We start from the raw sequence: 18759 nt of genomic DNA, 5'->3' as shown, positions 1-18759 counted from the left end.
GTATGCGATTATTCTCCCTGCTTTCAAGCTTCCTTATGCTGATCATCACCGTTGGCTGCGAACGTCCGCCACAGGAAGTCGTCGTCGTGTACACGGCGCTCGACCGGCAGTTCTCCGAGCCCATCCTGCGGGCTTTCGAGCAACAAACCGGCATCCGCGTCGAGGCCGTGTACGATGCCGAGTCGACCAAGACCGTCGGGCTTACCAACCGCATCCGCGAGGAGGGCCGGACCGGCCGCACGCGGTGCGACGTCTTCTGGAACAACGAGATCCTGAACACGCTGCGGCTCAAGAATGAAGGGTTGCTGAGGCCCTTTCAGCCCGCCGAGGCGGCCCAGTTTCCCGCGGCCTTCCGCGACCCGGACCAGCAGTGGTACGGCTTCGCCACGCGCGCACGCGTCATCCTCGTGAATACAGACCTTGTGCCCGCGGATGCCCGCCCCACGTCCATCTACGACTTCGCCGATCCCCGTTGGAAGGGGCAGGCGGCCATCGCCCGCCCGCTCTTCGGGATGACCGCCTCGCACATTGCCTGCCTGTATGTGAAGCTGGGCGCCACAGAGGCCGAGGCCTATCTCGCGAGTCTGAAGGCGAATGATGTGCAGGTACTGGCCGGAAACAAGACCGCGGCCGAAGCCGTCGGACGCGGTGCAGTCGCTTTCTGCATGACCGATACCGACGATGCGATCATCGAGATCGAAGCGGGGCGGCCGGTTGTCGTCGTTTTCCCCGACAGTGGCCCCGACCAAATGGGTACCCTGCTCCTGCCGAATACGCTGGCACTGCTCAAGGATAGCCCGAACCCGTCCAATGCTGAAAAATTGGCCGATTTCCTGCTGACCGCCGCGGTCGAAGAGCAACTTGCCCGTAGTCCATCCGCGCAGATTCCATTGCACAAACAGGCCAGCGTCACTTCACGTATTCTTGCTGGTGTGACTCTGAAACAGATGGAAGTGGACTTCACCGCCGCCGCCGCCGCTTTCGAACAGGCCGCGCGGTACATCGAAAAGGAATTTCTCGCCCCATAAATAACGGCGTAAGCGCCTTCGGTGGATCCGGTCCGCCGGCGTCAAGGAGCGGGTATGCATTGGAACTTCCGGCGTTGTCTCAGCACCGTGTGGATCGTCGGTGTGTGTGCCTGGCTGGGTGGCTGCGGCGGTGAAGGGCTATTGCCGCAGCTCACCAAGTCCGCACGCCTCACCGGTGAGTCCGAAGTCGCCTTGGAACTGCGCCTCGCGCTGGAGCGCACCACCGGACCTGTGAAGGTGCGCTTCTTTGGCCGACCGGCTACCGCTGCCGGCCCGGATTTTCACCTCGTGGCACTACCTGATACGCAATACTACTCCCAGAATTTCACGCACATCTTCCGCACACAGGCCGGCTATATCGCGGCACAGCGTGATGCTCTGAACATCGCCGCCGTACTGCACCTCGGCGACATCGTGAATCGCCCGACGCCGTTGCAGATGGGGTTTGCCGATGAAGCCGTCCGCGTGCTGGAGAGCGTACCCGACCTGCCGTTTGGGTTGTGCGTCGGCAATCACGATCAGTCTCCCCACGGCCACCCCGCTGGGACGGCCGCGTTCAATACCTGGTTCGGCGTCGAACGTTTCGCCACTCAGTCGTGGTACGGCGGCCACTTCGGTGACGACAACGATAACCACTTCATTCTCTTCAGCAGCGGCGGGCTCGATTTCATCGCGCTGTTCCTGGAGTACGACCCAACCGTGAATTTGGACGTGGTGGACTGGGCCGATGCCGTGCTCGCCGCGCACCCCGACCGCCGGGCCATCGTCTGCACGCATCACCTGCTCGATCCCCCCGTCTTCGGCGGCGATTTCTCGCCGCAGGGCCGTGCCCTGTATACGCGTCTGCGCGAACATGAGAACCTGTTCCTGATGCTGGGCGGGCACATGTGCGAAGCCAACCGGCGCACGCTGAACCATGACGGTCGCATCGTCCACGCCGTACTCTCGGATTACCAGTGTCGTCCCAACGGGGGCGACGGCTGGCTGCGGCTGCTGCATTTCTCACCGGCGCGGAACACCATTTTCGTCACAACCTATTCACCCACGCGCGACGCCTGGCTGGTGGTCTCGGAACATCGTTTTGCCCTGCCCTACGACATGGGTGGCGACGAAACACCGTTCGCTGAGCTCGGCCAGATCGTACTGCGTCCCGGACAGGAAGGTGCGGTCATATGGACGGGGCTGGAGCCGGGCCGGGCTTACGAGTGGTACGCGACTGCTGATACGGGAACGACCACTTCCGTCGGCATGCTTCAGCAAACTGTCGTCAAGCAGGGTGTTCACACGCTGCCAGTCCGCCTGCCCGTCGCACCATGACGGTCGCTGACCACGGTTCTGCCCAGGCGCTATCGGCATGCCCACCAATGTCCGCCCTACAATGCGGGCATGGGACCTGCCCGCACCCTCGTCATCGGAACCGCCGGTCACATTGACCACGGCAAGAGTCGCCTCGTCTGGGCTCTCACAGGCACCGACCCCGATCGCCTGCCTGAGGAGAAAGCCCGCGGCATGACGATCGAATTGGGCTTCGCACACACTTCGCATGCTGACGTTGATCTTTCCTTCGTCGATGTCCCCGGCCACGAACGTTTTATCCGCACCATGGTCGCGGGAGCCACGGGCATCGACGTGGCTTTGCTGGTGGTGGCCGCCGATGACTCCGTGATGCCGCAGACCCGTGAGCACGCTGAAGTGCTGGCACTGCTCGGCGTCGATAGCTGCGTGCTCGTGCTGACCAAGCTGGACCTCGTCGATGACGAGTGGGCCGCGCAAGTTGAAGGGGAGGTCCGCGACCTGCTCAGCGAGATCGGGCTCACGGTCGCGGGCGCTGTCTGGACCTCGGCCGAGAACGGCCGTGGCATCGCCGAGTTGCGCGATTTGCTCGTCGCACTTGCCGCTCGGCCGCGCACGACGGAAGCCCCCTACCGGTGGTTCCGCCTGCCCATCGATCGCTCCTTCACGATTGCGGGGCGCGGCACCGTTGCGACCGGCTCCGTAAGTCATGGCGCACTCACCCGTGACACCCTGCTCGAACTCTGGCCGGCCGGCCAAACCGTGCGTGTCCGCGACCTCCAGGTCCATCGCGACACGCGCGCGGCGGCCCACGGGCGCATGCGCCTGGGGGTGAATCTAGCGGGAATCGCGGTCGCGGATGTCCCGCGCGGGTGCGAACTGGCGACGCCCGGGGCACTCGTGCCGACCGTATGCGCCGACGTTTGGTTGCCACGCTTTCGGCCATTGGGCAAGGCCACCCGCGGGCAGTTCCGGGTACGCGCCCATTGCGGTACCGGCGAAGTGCTGGCGGAACTGCTCCTGGCGACACCGATTCAGCCGCACACGCGGTACCGCGGCTATGCCCAACTGCGCCCCGCAGAGCCCATTGTTGCCGCGTGGGGGCAACGCTTCATCCTCCGCGACGAAAGCGCCACGTACACCCTCGGAGGTGGTGTTTTCGTGCTTCCGAACGCGCAGCGCTGGAATTCACGGCACCCTACCGAACCGACGTTGCTGGAGACGCTTCGTACCGGCACACCCGCCGCTCGCCTCGTAGCGGCCGTGCAGGCCTTCGGCTGGCGTACTCCACCGGCCACACTGCTCGCCACGGCGGCCGGCCTGCCGGACGGCAATGCGGCGAGCGCCGTCGCGGCGGCGTTGTTGGCGGTCGGCACGTTGCAGGCCCTCCCCGGCGGTGAAGTACCACTGCTCATCCACACCCAACTCATCCGGCAGACGGGGGAGGAGCTTGCGGCGCGCCTCGCACAGTACAACCAGGCCAATCCCCGTTCACCCGGCATCCTGTGCAACCAGTGGCCGATGTGGATGCCGCGCGCCTGCCCCGCACGGTATCGACCCGCGCTCGCAGAGGAGTTGCTGCGCCGTGGTTTCGTCGTGCGCGCGGGGGAGTTTATCGTTCCAATACGACAGCGCGAGGCGTTGCCAGCCGCGGATGCCGCCTTGCTGGAGCAGGCCCTGCACGAAATCGCGGCCGGGGGCGCACAACCGCCCGACTGGGGCCACCTGGTCGCCCGTACCCCGAAGAACGAGCGACGCCTCCGCGAGTTGCTCCGCCTGGCCGAAGCCCGGGGACAACTCGTGCGCCTGGCCGACGGACTCTGGCTGCATGTCGAAGCGTGGCAGCGGGTTGTCGCACAGGTTTCGGCCGCTCTGCATTCCAGGGGTGCGCTGACCGTCGCGGAGATTCGTACACTGCTGGGTTCGTCGCGAAAGTACGTCGTGCCACTCGTGGAGCGGCTGGATGCCGCCGGCGTTACGCGCCGCCGTGGTGATGAGCGCGTGCTGGCCGAAAAGCAGTGAACCTGCGCGGTACAGCTCACCCGCACCGCGCCAGGCCGCGCGGACCGACCCAGTACACGCCTTCGACCCCCGGCAACTGCCCTACCGCCGATGCGAAGTCCATGGTGGCCTGGACACGACCGGACTGCTGTGACTGCACCGTGACGAGGTAGCCCTCGGGCGTGGCAAGTTCGAGGTATACCGGGCAGGCCCCGCGGTACCGCTGGCACTGGTCGCGCAGCCGGGTCATCGTTTCGCCACTGGCGCCGGCACTGCGAATCCGTACGATCAGCTCGCGGCAATACAGGTTGACTACGTCTGACAGCGGCACGATGCGCGTCACCCGCACGCTGGGTTCCTCGCGCTTCCGGTCCACTTCGCCATCGACGAACACCACCGCGTCGGGCTTCAACAACGGAACGGCCTGCTCCTGCTGAGCCGGGAACACGATCACCTCGACCGAGCCGGCAAAGTCCTCCAGCGTCACCAGCACGAGCTTGCGCCCGACCTGGCGGCCGTACTTGATCGGAACGCTGCGCATCTTGGTGACCAAACCGCCGAGCACAACCTGCTGACCATCCGACAGCCGCATGAGATCACTGGTATCGTGTGTGCTGAAGCGCCGCACGACGGTTTCGTACTGCGCCAGTGGATGCCGCGTGATGAAAAAACCGAGCGTTGCCTTTTCGTATGCAAGCATCTCGGTGTCACTCCACTCTTCGCGGCCGACGTGGGGGGCCGGAGGCGTCACCACCGTGTCCAGTTCGCCAAAAATCGACATTTGCCCGGAGCGGCGGTCGCGCTGGGCGGCCTGCCCCAGCTCGATCGCCTGCTCAACCACGTTCATCAGCGCCTTGCGCATCGCGCCGGTCTGATCAAACGCCCCCGCCTTGATCAGCGCCTCGATTACCCCCCGGTTCACGGCCACCAGATCCACCCGCTCGCAGAAATCGAACAGGTCGCGAAACGGTCCACCCGCATCGCGCGCCGCTCGGATCGCGCGCACGGCCTTCTCACCGATGCCGCTGATGGCCGCCAGTCCGAAGCGAATCGCTCCCCTCCGGGCGCTTCCACCCACCGGCTCGTCATACACGACCGTGAACTGCTCGTCGCTGCTTTGCACGCACGGGGGCTTGATCGCGATGCCCACGGTGCCGTCGGGGTGGCGGATGCGCCGACACTCTTCGATGTATTGGGCGATCTTGTCGGTATCCCCGGCTTCGTACGTCATCACCGCGGCCATGAACTCGGCCGGGAAGTACGTTTTCAGATAAGCCGTCTTGAAGGCCACCAGCGCATACCCGGTGGAGTGGGCCTTGTTGAAGGCGTAACCACCGAACTTGAGGATGTCCTGGAAGATCTGCTCACCGATCTTGCGCGAGACACCGTTCTTTTCGCAGCCGGCGAGGAACGGCTCGTGCTCCGCTTCGATCATCGACTGTTTCTTCTTCGAGATCGCCTTGGCCAGCCGGAACGCGCGTCGCAGCGGCACATCCCCCAAGCGGTTGACCAGCCGTGAAACCTGCTCCTGGTACACCATGATGCCGTAGGTCTCGGCCAGGACATCGGTCATGATCGGGTGCGGTGTGCTCCAATTCTTGCGACCGTGCTTGCGAGCCACATACTCGTCGATGTACTCCATCGGGCCGGGCCGGAAGAGCGCGTTCGCGGCGATCAGATCCTCGATCCGGTTGGGTTTCATTTTCTGCAGGACATCACGCATGCCGCCGGATTCGAACTGAAACACGCCTTTGGTCTCACCCCGGGCAAGCATCTCGTAGACGCGCGGATCGGTGAGGTCGAGCTGGTCGAGGTCGAGGCGCACACCGTGGTTGCGTTCCACAAGCTCGCAGGCCAGTTGAATCTGCGATAGGGTGCGCAGTCCCAGGAAATCCATCTTCAACAGGCCGATTTTCTCGACCGTGGGCCCCTCGAACTGTGTCGTCACTTCCTTGCCTTCGCTCTGCTTATGCAACGGCACGAGCGTGTCGAGCGGCACATCCGCGATGACCACACCGGCCGCGTGCACCGACGCGTGCCGTGCCAGTCCCTCCAGGCGCCGGCCGATGTCGAGCACTTTGCGGATGGTCGGATCTTCGCGGTACAGGCGCTGCAGCTCCGGTTCGCGCTCCAGGGCCTTCGCGATCGTCATCTTCAGCTCTTCCGGCACGAGCTTGGCCACGCGGTCCGCTTCGCTCAGCGGAACGTCCAGCACACGGCAGATGTCGCGCACCGCCGCCCGGGCCTTGAGCCGTCCGAACGTGATGATCTGCGCCACGTGCCCGTACTTCTGCCGGACGTACTCGATCACGTCCTGCCGCCGATGCATGCAGATGTCGATGTCGATGTCGGGCATCTCGTCGCGCTCCGGGTCCATGAAGCGCTCGAAATATAGCCCGTAGTGCAGCGGCTCGGCCGTACTGAACCCCAGGCAATAACCCACCACCGTGCTGCAGCCGCTGCCGCGTGCCAGCGCGAGGATGTTGTTCTCGCGGGCGTAGTTGACGAAATCCCAAACGATCAGGAAGTAGCTGCTGAAGCCCTTGCCACTGATGACGTCCAGTTCGTAGTCGATACGCTCCCGCAGTTCCGCGGTGATTTCGGCGTACTTCTCCGCAGCGCCGGCGTAGACCAGTTCGCGCAGGTACACGTCGTCCGATTTGCCTGCCGGGGGTTCATAGCGCGGGGCGAACCGCTGCGTGAAATCGAAGGTCACGTCACACATGTCGGCAACCACGCGCGTGTTCGCCAGCGCCTCCGGAAAGTCTGGCAGGGCAGCGGCCATCTGCTCCGGCGATTTGAGGAAGAACTGATCACCCTCGAACTTGAAGCGGTTTTCGTCCTTGACCAGGGCGCGCGTTGCGATGCAGCACAGGACGTCGTGCGCCTCCACGTCGTCGTGGGTCAGGTAGTGCACATCGTTTGTCGCAATGGTGCGCACACCGATCCGGCGCGCCAGGCCCGCCAGCTCCGGGTTGATGACGCGTTGCTCGGCTATCCCGTGATCCTGCAATTCGATGAAAAAACGCTCCGGCCCGAAGATCCGCAGGTACTCTTCAGCGATGGCCTTCGCTTCGGCCGCGTTCTCCCGGCAGAAGGCCTGGGGAATTTCGCCGCCCAGGCACGTGCTCGTGCAGATCAACCCTTCGGCGTGGGCTCGCAGGATCTCCTTGTCGATGCGCGGCTTGCGGTAGAACCCCTCGAGATAGCCCGCACTCGCGAGCTTTAGCAGGTTGCGGTAGCCCGTCAAATTCTGCGCCAGCAGCAGCAGGTGATGGCTCGACTCGCCGTGAACCTTCAGCTCACGATCGCGGCGGTCGCCGACCGCCATGTACACCTCGCAGCCGATGATCGGCTTCACCCCGGCAGCTACCGCGGCTGTATAGAAGTCGATGGCGCCGAAAAGGTTGCCGTGGTCGGTCAACGCGATGGCCGGCATGCCCAGTGCCTTGCACCGCTTCACCAATTCGCTCACCCGGCAGGCCCCATCCAGCAGTGAGTACTCGCTGTGGACGTGCAAGTGAACGAACGAACTCGCGGCTGTCGTAGCCACACTTTCTCCGGTGCAGGTGCTCATCGCTACACCCTCCATCCGCTCCGAGGCGCCATCGCTCGTTGATGCGCCCCAATCAGCAACGTCACCGCCCGCTGCAACACCCAAGCCAACCGTTCATTGATCGACTCCGCATGAACTCTCCCGCTTATGGCGGCATTATACGGGGCCCCGACCGCCTGAGGACTACTACGTGTAGTACGCGGCTGTAATTTCCTTTGCCATACCCACACGCACGGCAAGCCGTTGCTCCCCGACTGCTGTTGACCAACTGATGGAGGGGCAATTCCGCAGATTCCTCGCGGATTATCCTCCGGGAGCGTGTGCGACCGCATGCCCTACTGCACCACAACGCCACCATGGTCGATATCCCCCGAAACGGTTGGCCCTCAGTTAAGAGCGGCGGACACGGCGGTGATACAGCCGCAGCGCCCCCCCCCAGCCAAGACTTACATGACAAGGAGTTGGACCCTTGACGCTCGGAACCGGCATTGCCGCCTGGCAGGTGACGGCCGGCTTTACGCGCACGATCGCCCAGGTGGAGACTGCACTCGCAGAGAACAGCAACATCTCCCGCGACGCGCTCGTATCCGCTGCACAGACCGACCTTGAACACCAGGCCGTCATCATCCGTGCCATGTGCGTAGCTCAGCAGGAGTTGCTTGATAGCGTGGTGCGCTCCAATCTGCAGGTCTTCACCGATCTGGTCCAGCACCATGGTACCGTCGCCCTGACCACGCAGACTTACACGTGGAACGCCACCAATCAGTTCAATGAAAATGCCCGGGCTGTCGAATTGCCGGCCCTGAGCTGGGGCGATCTCGTCCTGACGCCGGAAAGTGCTGAAGACGGCCTGTTCGTCGATGCCCATCAGAAACTGGTCGGTAGTACCAGCACCATCTTCCAGCGCATGAATGCCGCGGGCGACATGCTGCGGGTCGCCACCAACGTCCGCACCCGTGACGGCCAGCGTGCCGTCGGCACGTATATTCCCGCCGTCGAGCCCAGCGGCAACCCGAATGCCGTGATTCGGGCAGTACTTGCAGGGGAAACGTTTGTCGGCCGGGCCTTCGTCGTCGACCGGTGGTACATCACCTCCTACGCTCCGTTACGAAACGCGGCGGGGGAAATCGTGGGCATGTTGTACAACGGTGTGCCGCAGGAAAGCTCCGTCGAGCTGCGCCGGGCCATTCAATCCCTCAAGGTTGGTGACACCGGATACGTATTCGTATTGAACGCGGCGGGCTCAACTCGCGGCCATTATGTCATCTCACAAAATGGCACACGCGACGGTGAGAACATCGTCAACGTAAAGGATGCGGATGGTCGACTCGTCATCGCCGAGATGTGCGATGCCGCCCTGAAACTGCGCGGCTCCGAGACGACGGCAGTGCGCTACGCATGGCAAAACCCCAATGACCCCCAGCCACGCACCAAGATCGCCGTGCTCTCCTATTTCGCCCCCTGGGACTGGGTCATCGGCGTGGGCTCCTATGAAGACGAGTTCCTCTCCGCCGCCAGACAGGTCGAAGCTCAGGCCGCGGAGACCGTCACCGCAGTTACTGCCAGCGGTGCCCAGGCCCGCTCCGGCGTAATCTGGGCCTGCGTAGGGGCGGGGTTTGCGGCGGCGGTCTTCGCCACGATCAGCGCACTGCTCCTGACAAGGTCCATCACGCTGCCCGTCAAGCGGATTGTGGCTTCACTCGCAGACGGAACTGCCGAGGTGGACAGCGCCGCCTCGCAGGTCGCTTCCGCCTCCCAGCAGTTGGCGCAAAGCACGGCCGAGCAGTCCGGCGCGTTGGAGCACGCCGCCAGTGCATTGAGGCAGATTACCCAGGCCGCCGATGCGAACGCTCATGGTGCTGCCCAGGCAAACGAACGGGCACACGACGCGCAGCGTGCCGCGGCGGCCGGAGATGGTACGACCCGGGAACTGAACGAAACCATGTCGGCGATCAACACCTCGGCCGAGGGCATCCGCCGGATCATCAAGGTGATCGAGGATATCGCTTTCCAGACCAACCTGCTGGCGCTGAATGCGGCCGTCGAAGCAGCCCGCGCCGGAGATCACGGGAAGGGCTTCGCGGTGGTGGCTGAGCAAGTGCGGAATCTTGCGGGTCGCGCTCGTGACGCTGCGGGAGAGACCACCACGTTGATCGAAGCGGCTGTCGAGCGCGCCCGCCAAGGTACCGGCGTGGCGGGCACCGTGGGGCAGACGCTCACCGGCATCGGCAAATCGGTCACGGAAGTGGCCGAGATGTTGAACGGGATCGCCACGACCAGCGCACAACAGTCTCAGGGCGTCAACGAGATCAACAACTCGATTTCGCAGTTGGACAGCGCCACCCAGGCCAGTGCAGCCGTTGCGGAAGAGGGCCGCCTCGGCGGCGGAGCAACTCACTGCTCAGGCCAAGACAATGCAGGGTGTGGTGCGGGATCTGACGAAACTCGCCGGCATCCGCACAACGGAGTTCACCTAGCCGGGTAGCGGTGGCATCAGGCGCCCGCAGAACGGGGGGGGCGTTGGCGCAATTCAGTGGTGACCGCTGCCAGTAAGACCTCCGGCTCGGACATCCGCCCGGCGCCGACATCACCACAGGCCAGCCAGCCGGTGTCCGGCCCGACGATCCGGCAACCGTCAGCGTGCAGCCGTGCAACGTTGCGCTGCACCGCAGGGTGAGCCCACATGCGTGGATTCATCGCCGGAGCGAGTAGGATCGGGCAAGCGGCTCCCAGGAGCAGCGTGCTGACCAAATCATCTGCAATCCCGTTCGCCAGCTTCCCGAGCACGTTGGCAGTGGCGGGGGCCACCAGGATCAGGTCAGCACTCTCACTTGGGTGCAGGTGGAGATAAGTGTCGGAACCGCCACGCGCCCAGAGACTGGTCAGTACCGGCCGATTGCTAAGTGCGGTAAAAGTGTCTGCGCCCACGAACCGCCGGGCATTGCGGGTCATGGCGACAGTCACACCACAGCCGGCCTGCACCGCGCGGGAGACGAACGCCGCCACCTTGTAGGCCGCAATCCCCCCGGTCACGCCTAACAGCAACTCGTAACCGACCAGTGGGCGCGCCGGGTCGGGCTTACCGGGCGCTCCCCCAGGTGAATCAGCGCTGGCTGGGTGGGGCAATGTTGGAGGCCTCGTAGTCGATGCCGACCTTGTCCTGGAGGATTTCCTCCATGACGATCTCCATTTCCGTTTTGCCGGCGGTGTTCTTGACGAGCGGGCGCGCACCGCGCATCAGCTCGAGCCAGCGCTTCTGCACCAGGGCGGTCAGCTTGAATCGGCCGCCGACCTTCTGGATCACATCATCGTTTCGCAGGTGTTCGATCATGCTTTTTGCGTGCTCCTGAGGATTGCCAGGACCTCGGCAACGGAATCCTCCAGTATATCGTTGGTCACGAAGTAAGGATAGTAGCCGCTGTTGCGGGCGAAGGCGATTTCCCCGTCCGCCTTGGCCAGCCGAGCTTCTTGCAGACTGGCGCTTTCCGTCTGTCGACCCTCCAGGCGCGCCTTCAGAGTCTCCATCGTGGGGGGCAGGATAAAGATCCGGATCGAATCCGGCATCTTCCGGGCAACCTGTCCCCCCCCCTGCACGTCGATCTCCATGATGACCGTCTGGCCAGCGGCGATGGCATCCTCCACCGGCTTCCGCGGGGTGCCATACATGTGGTCGAGATATCTGGCATGCTCCAGGAGCGCCTCTTCGGCCAACATACGCTCGAACTCCGCCACGCTGACGAAGTGGTACGCCTCACCCGGAATCTCGTTGGGCCGGGGTGGGCGTGTCGTAACTGAAACCGACCAGCGGCTGCCGGGTATCCGTTTCAGGAGCTCATTACAGATCGAACTCTTGCCCGTGCCGGATGGTCCACTGATGACGACGAGTTGCCCACGTGGCATTTGATCCCTGCTCATGAGCGCCCTCCCCGCTTGGCAAGCAGACCCGCCAGCGCCCGGATGTGCTCAGGAGCGCTCCCGCAGCAGCCGCCCAAAACATTCGCCCCCGCCTCGATCAAGGGTCGCGCGAATCCGGCGAAGTCGACCGGCGTCTGCTTCCAGGCCGCACGGCCATCTTCCAATTCCGGCATACCCGCGTTGGGTTTCACCCAAAGGGGCCGCGCGGTGTGCGCCCGCAGGGTCACCACTACTGGCAAGGCGTTTTCAATCCCGCTCCCGCAGTTCATACCAATCACATCCGCTCCCGCCTCCTCCAGGGTGGCGGCACATTCCTCCGCACGAGCCCCCATCATGGTGCGCGTCCGCTGAGGTCCGGCGTCATAAGACATGCTCGCAACAACCGGTAGGCCCGTGGTTTCCTTGACGACCCGCAGGGCGAGCAGAATCTCCGCCAGTTCGGAGAAGGTTTCCAGCACGATCCAGTCCGCCCCGCCCGCCGCCAGGGCCTGCGCCTGTTCAGCGAACACTTCTGCCAGTTGCTCCTCGGTCGTCTCGCGCACCGCCAGGATTTTGCCACTCGGTCCGATGGAACCTGCCACCACCGCGCGAGCGGCGGCGACTTCTTTCGCCAGTGCGGCCCCCTGCCGATTCAGGTCGGTCACCGAGTACGGCACTTCCTGCCGCGTACATGCCAAGCGATTGGCTGAAAAGGTGTTAGTCAGAATGATCTGCGACCCGGCTTCAAGGTACGCTTCCACAAGTCCACGCACGATGTCCGGATGTGTGATGTTCGCCATTTCCGCCGGAACGTTTGTCGGTACGCCACGCCGCTGTAATTGCGTGGACCAACCTCCGTCCGCAAGTGTGACACCGCCAAGCAGCGCGACAGGGTCGGCCATCACGTCGGCACCTCGGTTTCCAGGGGGCGCTGCCCAGCAACGATCCGGGCCAAACGCCGAGCCATTTCAGGCGGGTCATCGGCCCCCTCGTAAGTGAGCGGACCGTCGTAACCGGCAGCCCCCAGGGCTCCAATCACCGCTGGCCAGTCGACATGTCCCTCGCCTAGTGGACAGAAACCCGCAAAACCGGGCCGGCCCACGTGATAGTCCTTGGCGTGGACGCGTATGATCCGGCCACCGAGCACCTCGATCCAGTCCTCGGGATAACCGAATGCCAGTACGTTCCCGGTGTCGAAATAGAAACCCACGTACGGCGAATTGATGCGATCAATGAAGTCCGCTGCCTCGAGCGGGGACAGGAGGAATCGATTCCATACGTTCTCGACACCAATCACCACGCCACGTTCCTCCGCTGCCGTGCGGAGATGCAGGAGCGCGTCCACCGCACGATGAAACGCATCCGCGTATCGAACCTGCCCCTTGGGCTCACCGCTCTGCCCAACCACCGCCGGCACCACCAGAATCGCTTCCGCCCGCGCCGCTGCGGCCGCATCCAGCAGTCGAAGAGTCAGTTCGCTGGCCCGCTGGCGGTCGGTACCCGAGAGCGAAGCGTAGTGCTGCTGCCAGAACTGGCCACTGGCCACACTTGTGATTTGCAATCCCAGCCCGTCGGCGCAGTCCGCGAGCCGGGCAAACTCGGCCGCCGGGGTCGTTGTCGTAAGTGGCCCATCGGCGTCCAGCGTGAGTTCGAAGCCGCGGAAGCCCACTGCGGCCGCCGCTCGTAACTTGTCCTCGACGGTGGTCAGATGGGGGAATGTCCAGGCATTGACGGCAGCGTACACGCGGCCTCCTCCGGCACTGCGGTCGGCGCATCTCCCGGCAGAGGGGCTACCGGCGTAATGCGCTACCGCGGCGGATGCATTATCGGGAACCCGGCGGCAGACTCAAGTACGGCTAGAAGTTGAGAACGGTGTGGGCAGTGCAGGCGAACATGCGGACGTGTGCGCATAAAAACAGGTCGGTGTCCCCGGTGGACACCGACCCGCGGAGGGATCGCTCCGATTCCCTCCGGAGCATCGCCCTCGAGAGGCTCCCAACGCGTCGTTGCAGGCAACGCACGCCTGCAACGCCGACTCCAACCAGAAGTATCCGAATCGCGGCCGGGTTCTCCAAAAAACCACTCAAAAAACTTCGCACGCCCGATAGGGGGCGAAGGACCAGTAGCAGTCCCCAGCCGGACGGCAGCCGCTGACAAATTACCGCGGGTGGTCCATTGAGAATCAACTCGCAGTGGCTATACTCTCCGCCCTTTGGCGGAAAGGGCGTCGGCCTGGGTGACCGGCTTCGTAGGCCGGAACGGCGCACCAATCCTCTGGCACCTTGCTACACGCAGAGCGTGAACGGAGGGTTCGTGATGGACCCATTGGTAGCGAAGAAGATCTGGTTCACCCGCGGCGTCGGAAAACACCGCAACAACCTGGAATCGTTCGAGGCCGCGCTGCGCGACGCGGGCATCGCGGCGTGCAATCTCGTGAAGGTTTCGAGCATTTTCCCCCCCAACTGCAAGCTCATTTCGAAGCGCGAAGGCGTTGCCAAGCTACTGCCCGGCCAGATCACTTACTGCGTGCTCGCCGAGGCCCGGACCGATGAGCCCAACCGGCTAGTCTCGGCCGGCATTGGGCTGGCGGTCCCGCGCGACGGCAGCCACTTCGGCTATATTTCCGAGCACCATGGCTATGGCATGACGGAAAAGAAGACCGCCGACTACGTAGAAGACATGGCAGCCAGCATGCTGGCGACGACCCTGGACATCCCGTTCGATGTCGAGGCGGATTACGACGCCCGTCGCGAGGTCTACAAGATGAGCGACCAGATCGTCACTACCCGTGCCATTGTCCAGACGGCCGAAGGCGACAAGAACGGAAAGTGGACGACCGTCGTGGCCGCGGCCATCTTCCAGTTCGAATAGGTTCCGACGGGCCGTTCGGTAAATGGACTTGGGGAGGGCGGGCAGACCACTGCTCGCCCTGTTAACTTTGGGGAGTGCCATGGCACATGTCGTATACGACAACTTCCTGGGGCTGGAGCCGAAGCTCTCCGACTACCGCACAGCCCATTTTGCCGTTCTCCCCATCCCATACGACGCAACCACGAGTTTCGGAGTTGGCACGCGCGAAGGACCGCGCGCCATTATCACCGCTTCGCAGCAGGTCGAGTTTTACGACGTGCGACTCGGGCGCGAGTCCTTACGGCACGGCGTGGCGACTCTCGCTCCGCTCGAACCCGACGCACGTGGCCCCGAAGCGATGACCGAGCGAATCTTCCAAGCCGCCCGCCGAGTCATTCGCGATGGCAAGTTCCTGATCGCGCTGGGTGGTGAGCATAGCGTAAGTGCCCCGCTCGTCCGTGCCGTACAGGCGCGCCATAAGCGCCTCAGTGTGCTCCAGATCGACGCTCACGCCGATCTGCGAGCCAGTTACCAGGGCACGCCACATAGCCACGCCGCGGTCATGCGACGTATTCACGAACTCGGCGTCCCGGCCGTGGGTGTTGGCATTCGCAATTATTCCGCCGACGAAGCGCGTTTCATTGCCGCAGAAAACAAGCCGATCTTCACAGCCCGCGCGTGCCACACCTCTCCCGATTGGATCCCGCGCGTGGTCGCCGGGCTCAGCGCGGAGGTCTACGTCACCATCGACATCGACGGCTTTGACCCCGCGTACGCCCCCGGCACGGGCACTCCCGAACCTGGCGGGCTCACGTGGTACCAAGTTGTCGACCTGCTCGAGGCCGTCGCCCGGAAACATACGATTGTGGCTGTCGATCTCGTCGAGGTGCGCCCCCTGCCTCCGAGCACGGTCACAGAGTTCCTGGCCGCCAAGCTGCTTTACCGCCTCATCGGGCTGGTCACTACCATGCCGGGCGCGATCCGCAAGAAGACGTAACTTCCAGCACCGCCCATACCGCAACTGACCGGACCGTGCCGCCAAGTAACGCTTGTCCGCGCGGCAGCAAAGCCGCCAAGTAACGCTTGTCCGCGCGGCAGCAAAAGCGTAGTTTGCGCGACATGAAGCAAGCGAAGGCGCGCTCATCTCCACCCGCCGCATTGCAGGGGCCACACCGGAACTGGGGCCCTCACTGGCTGGCGGCTGCGACCCTGGTGTTGGCGTCAGCCGTACTATGGCACAACGCCGGCATCTGGCAAAACCTGCCGGCGGCGCGCCAGTCCCAGATTCGATGGCAGGCCTATCGTGAAGCCGGCCGGCCGCGCGCGGGGCTGGCAGCCGAGGGGCAATTACTCGCGATCCTGAGTGAATCGTTCACAGATGTGTGGATGGGCCGGCGTTCGCTTGAGGACACCTACCAGGCCACCATGCGTGCCCAGGTGCAACTTACACGCACGAACGTCGGCACCTACCATGCCATTGCCCTTCAACTGCTCCGTGCTGAACGTGAGGGTATGTCGACCGAGGCACGCTGGTTGCTCGTGCAACCCTTCCTGCGTGGATTGCCGCGCCCTCAATTGCACCACTTCCTGCCCGATTACACGCAGTCAGAAACCGAAGTTCTGCTGCGAGTCGGTGCTCCACCGTCGTCCGCGCCGCAACTCATCGAGCAGATGTCCGAAGCGGCCCACGGCCCGTTCCTTCAGTACTTCACGCGCGCAATGCTGATACTCGCAACCGACCTCGCGGCAACGGGGAAGTTGGACGAAGCGGAGGCCTGCGAACGAGCCGCCCTGCAGCTCCTCCGGCACTGGGTGCTGACTCCGGGTCCGCTCGCGCTCCGCCTCCTGGCGGCGGAGCTCCTCGCCGAGGGACTCGCACAGCGCGCGTGGCTGACAGCGGGACCGACAACCGTGGCGGCCACAGCACCGGAGCTGGCCGTGGTCAGCGCTCTGCGAAACTGGCGCGCGCTTTACCGCGAGGAGGCGCTGCGCTGGACGTCCGGCAGCGCGCTCCTGACCACCTCCGAGCACCTCTGCCCCTACACCGATCTGCATGTGACCGCTGACATTGCCGCCGTTCAGGCGATGTTATGGAGCGGCGCGCTGCGCTGTTCCGGCCTTGCGCTGTTTCTCATATGGTTATGGCTCGGCGCCGCACAATTCCTGGCCCGTCGCACCTCAATGCTGAGTGTGGCGATGGATTCTTCCGTCACCAGGCCGGGCAGACCGCAGGTCACGCCACTCGGACGGGCCTGGTGGCTGGGCCTCGGTGTCGGCCTGGTGGTACTTGGCGCCTGGGTGACCTGGGGAGCGTTCGAACCGCCGGCTCATGGTGGCAACGAAGCGCGAAGGGTGGCCGAGCAACTGCGGGCTGTGCCGCGCACGCTACCCACGCCGGGACTGCCGCTGGAGCCGCCCCGGACACCCTGGGTTGGCGCGGTGGGTGCAGTCATCGGGCTGCTCGGCGCCGTCGTGCTCGCGGCCCGGGGTGATCCGGTCGCGCGGGCGACGGCTGCTGTGCGCAGCACAACTGCCGCCACCTTGTTACTGTCGATCGCGCTGCTGTGTTCCTGCCAGGCGCTGGACCGCGCCCGCAGCGCGTACGAGGAACGAGTCATCGCCGACTTTCCGACCCGCTATGCCGAATTACCGGGACTCGCCTCCAGCGCCGAAATGCTCGCACCGGTGCGCGCCTGGACCCCGTAGCGCTGTCCCGACGGCTACGCGGGGAGAATCAAGAGTAGCGGCCCCGAATGGGGCCATCAGGAGCACCTGATGAAGACCATCATCGAACCGTTCCGGATCAAGGTCGTCGAGCCGATTCGCATGACGACACGCGCGGAACGAGAACCCCTACTCGCCGCGGCCGGCTGCAACGTCTTCCTCATCCGTGCCGAGGATGTCCTCATCGATCTGCTCACCGACAGCGGCACCGGGGCGATGAGCAGTCTGCAGTGGGCGGGCATCATGCGCGGGGACGAGTCTTACGCCGGAGCCCGGAGCTGGTTCGTGCTGCGCGACCGGATCCACACACTTACCGGTTTCGAGCACGTGCTGCCGACCCACCAGGGCCGCGCAAGCGAGCGGATCCTCTTTGAAATCGTCGGCGGACCGGGGAAGGTCGTGCCCAACAACAACCATTTCGACACGACCCGAGCCAACATCGAGCACACCGGCGCCGAGGCGGTTGACCTGGTGATCGAAGAAGGCCGGCACCCGCAGGTGCGCCACCCGTTCAAGGGCAACATGGATCTGGCGCGGCTCGAAGCGCTGATCCGGGACGTCGGCCGCGACCGCATCCCCCTCGTGATGGTCACCGTGACAAACAATTCCGGCGGTGGGCAGCCCGTGAGTCTCGAGAACCTGCGCGCGGTCCGGGCCATCTGCGATCGGTACAAGCTGCCGCTCTTCCTCGACGCCTGCCGATTCGCCGAGAATGCGTGGTTCATTCGACAACGCGAACCCGGTCAGGGCAACCGCCCTATCCGCGAGATCGTCCGCGAGATGTTCGACCTTGCAGACGGCGCCACGATCAGCGCGAAGAAGGACGGTATCGTGAACATCGGCGGATTGCTGCTGGTGCGCGATGCTGAACTGATCCGCAAGGCCGACGAACTGCTCATCCTGACGGAGGGCTACCTGACCTACGGCGGCATGGCGGGGCGCGACCTGGAGGCGATGGCGCAGGGCTTCGAGGAAGTCGTCCATGAGGACTACCTCCACTATCGTATTCGCAGCACCGAATACCTCGGTGAAAAGCTGCTTGCCGCCGGTATTCAGATAGTCGAGCCCCCCGGCGGCCATGCCATCTACATCGATGCCAAGCACTTTTGCCCTCACATTCCGCCCGCCCAGTTCCCTGGGCAGGCGCTGGTGTGCGGGCTGTACCGGCAGGGCGGCATCCGCGCCGTGGAGATCGGCAGCGTCATGTTCGGCCAAGGCGGACGTACGCCCCCCATGGAACTGGTCCGGCTGGCGATCCCACGACGGGTGTACACGCAGAGTCACATCGACTATGTGATTGAAGCAACTGTCGAACTGTTCGCACAACGCGATCACCTGCGCGGGCTGGAGATCGTCACGGAACCACCCTCACTGCGACATTTCACGGCCCGATTTCGGGAAATGTCGTAAGGT

General features: G+C 64.2%; 14 protein-coding genes. 8 read left to right on the top strand and 6 right to left on the bottom strand.

Features of this window, described 5'->3' with window-relative positions; translation table 11 throughout:
• The first annotated feature begins 2 nt into the window (after positions 1-2).
• The 3 genes from IPM18_10790 to selB all read left to right on the top strand — a co-directional run bounded on the left by IPM18_10790 (position 3) and on the right by selB (position 4343).
• Positions 3-1028 (top strand): extracellular solute-binding protein, encoded by a 1026-nt coding sequence (locus tag IPM18_10790; protein MBK9120069.1) that lies wholly within the window; start codon positions 3-5, stop codon positions 1026-1028.
• 54 nt (positions 1029-1082) lie between these two features.
• Complete coding sequence (locus tag IPM18_10785) at positions 1083-2345, top strand: metallophosphoesterase (GenBank protein MBK9120068.1); 1263 nt, start codon at positions 1083-1085, stop codon at positions 2343-2345.
• A 69-nt stretch (positions 2346-2414) separates the two neighbouring features.
• Positions 2415-4343 carry a selenocysteine-specific translation elongation factor gene (gene selB, locus IPM18_10780; protein ID MBK9120067.1) on the top strand — a complete coding sequence of 643 codons (1929 nt, stop codon included), beginning with the start codon at positions 2415-2417 and terminating at the stop codon, positions 4341-4343.
• 16 nt (positions 4344-4359) lie between these two features.
• On the opposite strand, the gene IPM18_10775 is transcribed toward selB, so the two are convergent.
• The gene (locus IPM18_10775; GenBank protein MBK9120066.1) at positions 4360-7899 is read right to left on the bottom strand and encodes a DNA polymerase III subunit alpha; all 3540 of its coding nucleotides are present in this window, start codon (positions 7897-7899) and stop codon (positions 4360-4362) included.
• A gap of 448 nt (positions 7900-8347) precedes the next feature.
• Between IPM18_10775 and IPM18_10770 the strand changes: the two genes are divergently transcribed.
• On the top strand, positions 8348-10363 hold the full coding sequence (locus IPM18_10770; GenBank protein ID MBK9120065.1) for a Cache 3/Cache 2 fusion domain-containing protein: 2016 nt from the start codon (positions 8348-8350) through the stop codon (positions 10361-10363).
• Between the two features lie 8 nt (positions 10364-10371).
• On the opposite strand, the gene IPM18_10765 is transcribed toward IPM18_10770, so the two are convergent.
• From IPM18_10765 to IPM18_10745, 5 genes are read right to left on the bottom strand one after another with little or no spacing between them, the layout of a single operon-like run.
• Entirely contained in the window at positions 10372-10938 is a 567-nt protein-coding gene (locus IPM18_10765) for a phosphopantothenoylcysteine decarboxylase (GenBank protein MBK9120064.1), read from the bottom strand.
• Between the two features lie 43 nt (positions 10939-10981).
• Positions 10982-11209, bottom strand: a complete 228-nt coding sequence (locus IPM18_10760) for a DNA-directed RNA polymerase subunit omega (protein ID MBK9120063.1) — start codon at positions 11207-11209, stop codon at positions 10982-10984.
• Positions 11206-11793 (bottom strand): guanylate kinase, encoded by a 588-nt coding sequence (gene gmk, locus IPM18_10755; GenBank protein MBK9120062.1) that lies wholly within the window; start codon positions 11791-11793, stop codon positions 11206-11208. Before gmk ends, IPM18_10760 begins: the two co-directional genes overlap by 4 nt.
• On the bottom strand, positions 11790-12674 hold the full coding sequence (locus IPM18_10750) for a homocysteine S-methyltransferase family protein (GenBank protein ID MBK9120061.1): 885 nt from the start codon (positions 12672-12674) through the stop codon (positions 11790-11792). The genes gmk and IPM18_10750 overlap by 4 nt, the downstream gene beginning before the upstream one ends.
• Positions 12674-13516 (bottom strand): sugar phosphate isomerase/epimerase, encoded by an 843-nt coding sequence (locus IPM18_10745; protein ID MBK9120060.1) that lies wholly within the window; start codon positions 13514-13516, stop codon positions 12674-12676. Before IPM18_10745 ends, IPM18_10750 begins: the two co-directional genes overlap by 1 nt.
• Positions 13517-14088: 572 nt before the next feature.
• Here IPM18_10745 and IPM18_10740 point away from each other — a divergent pair.
• The 4 genes from IPM18_10740 to IPM18_10725 all read left to right on the top strand — a co-directional run bounded on the left by IPM18_10740 (position 14089) and on the right by IPM18_10725 (position 18756).
• Positions 14089-14643, top strand: coding sequence for an arginine decarboxylase, pyruvoyl-dependent (locus tag IPM18_10740; GenBank protein ID MBK9120059.1), 555 nt, complete (start codon positions 14089-14091; stop codon positions 14641-14643).
• A 79-nt stretch (positions 14644-14722) separates the two neighbouring features.
• A complete protein-coding gene (gene speB / locus IPM18_10735; GenBank protein MBK9120058.1) occupies positions 14723-15619 on the top strand; it encodes an agmatinase in 897 nt (298 codons plus the stop codon).
• A gap of 122 nt (positions 15620-15741) precedes the next feature.
• Positions 15742-17328: a hypothetical protein gene (locus IPM18_10730; protein MBK9120057.1), complete on the top strand. Its 1587-nt coding sequence runs from the start codon at positions 15742-15744 to the stop codon at positions 17326-17328.
• A gap of 69 nt (positions 17329-17397) precedes the next feature.
• Positions 17398-18756, top strand: coding sequence for a tryptophanase (locus tag IPM18_10725; protein ID MBK9120056.1), 1359 nt, complete (start codon positions 17398-17400; stop codon positions 18754-18756).
• Positions 18757-18759 lie beyond the last annotated feature (3 nt).

The organism is Phycisphaerales bacterium (assembly GCA_016716475.1).
GTDB lineage: Bacteria > Planctomycetota > Phycisphaerae > UBA1845 > Fen-1342 > JADJWG01.
This window is presented reverse-complemented; position numbering and strand designations above follow the sequence as displayed.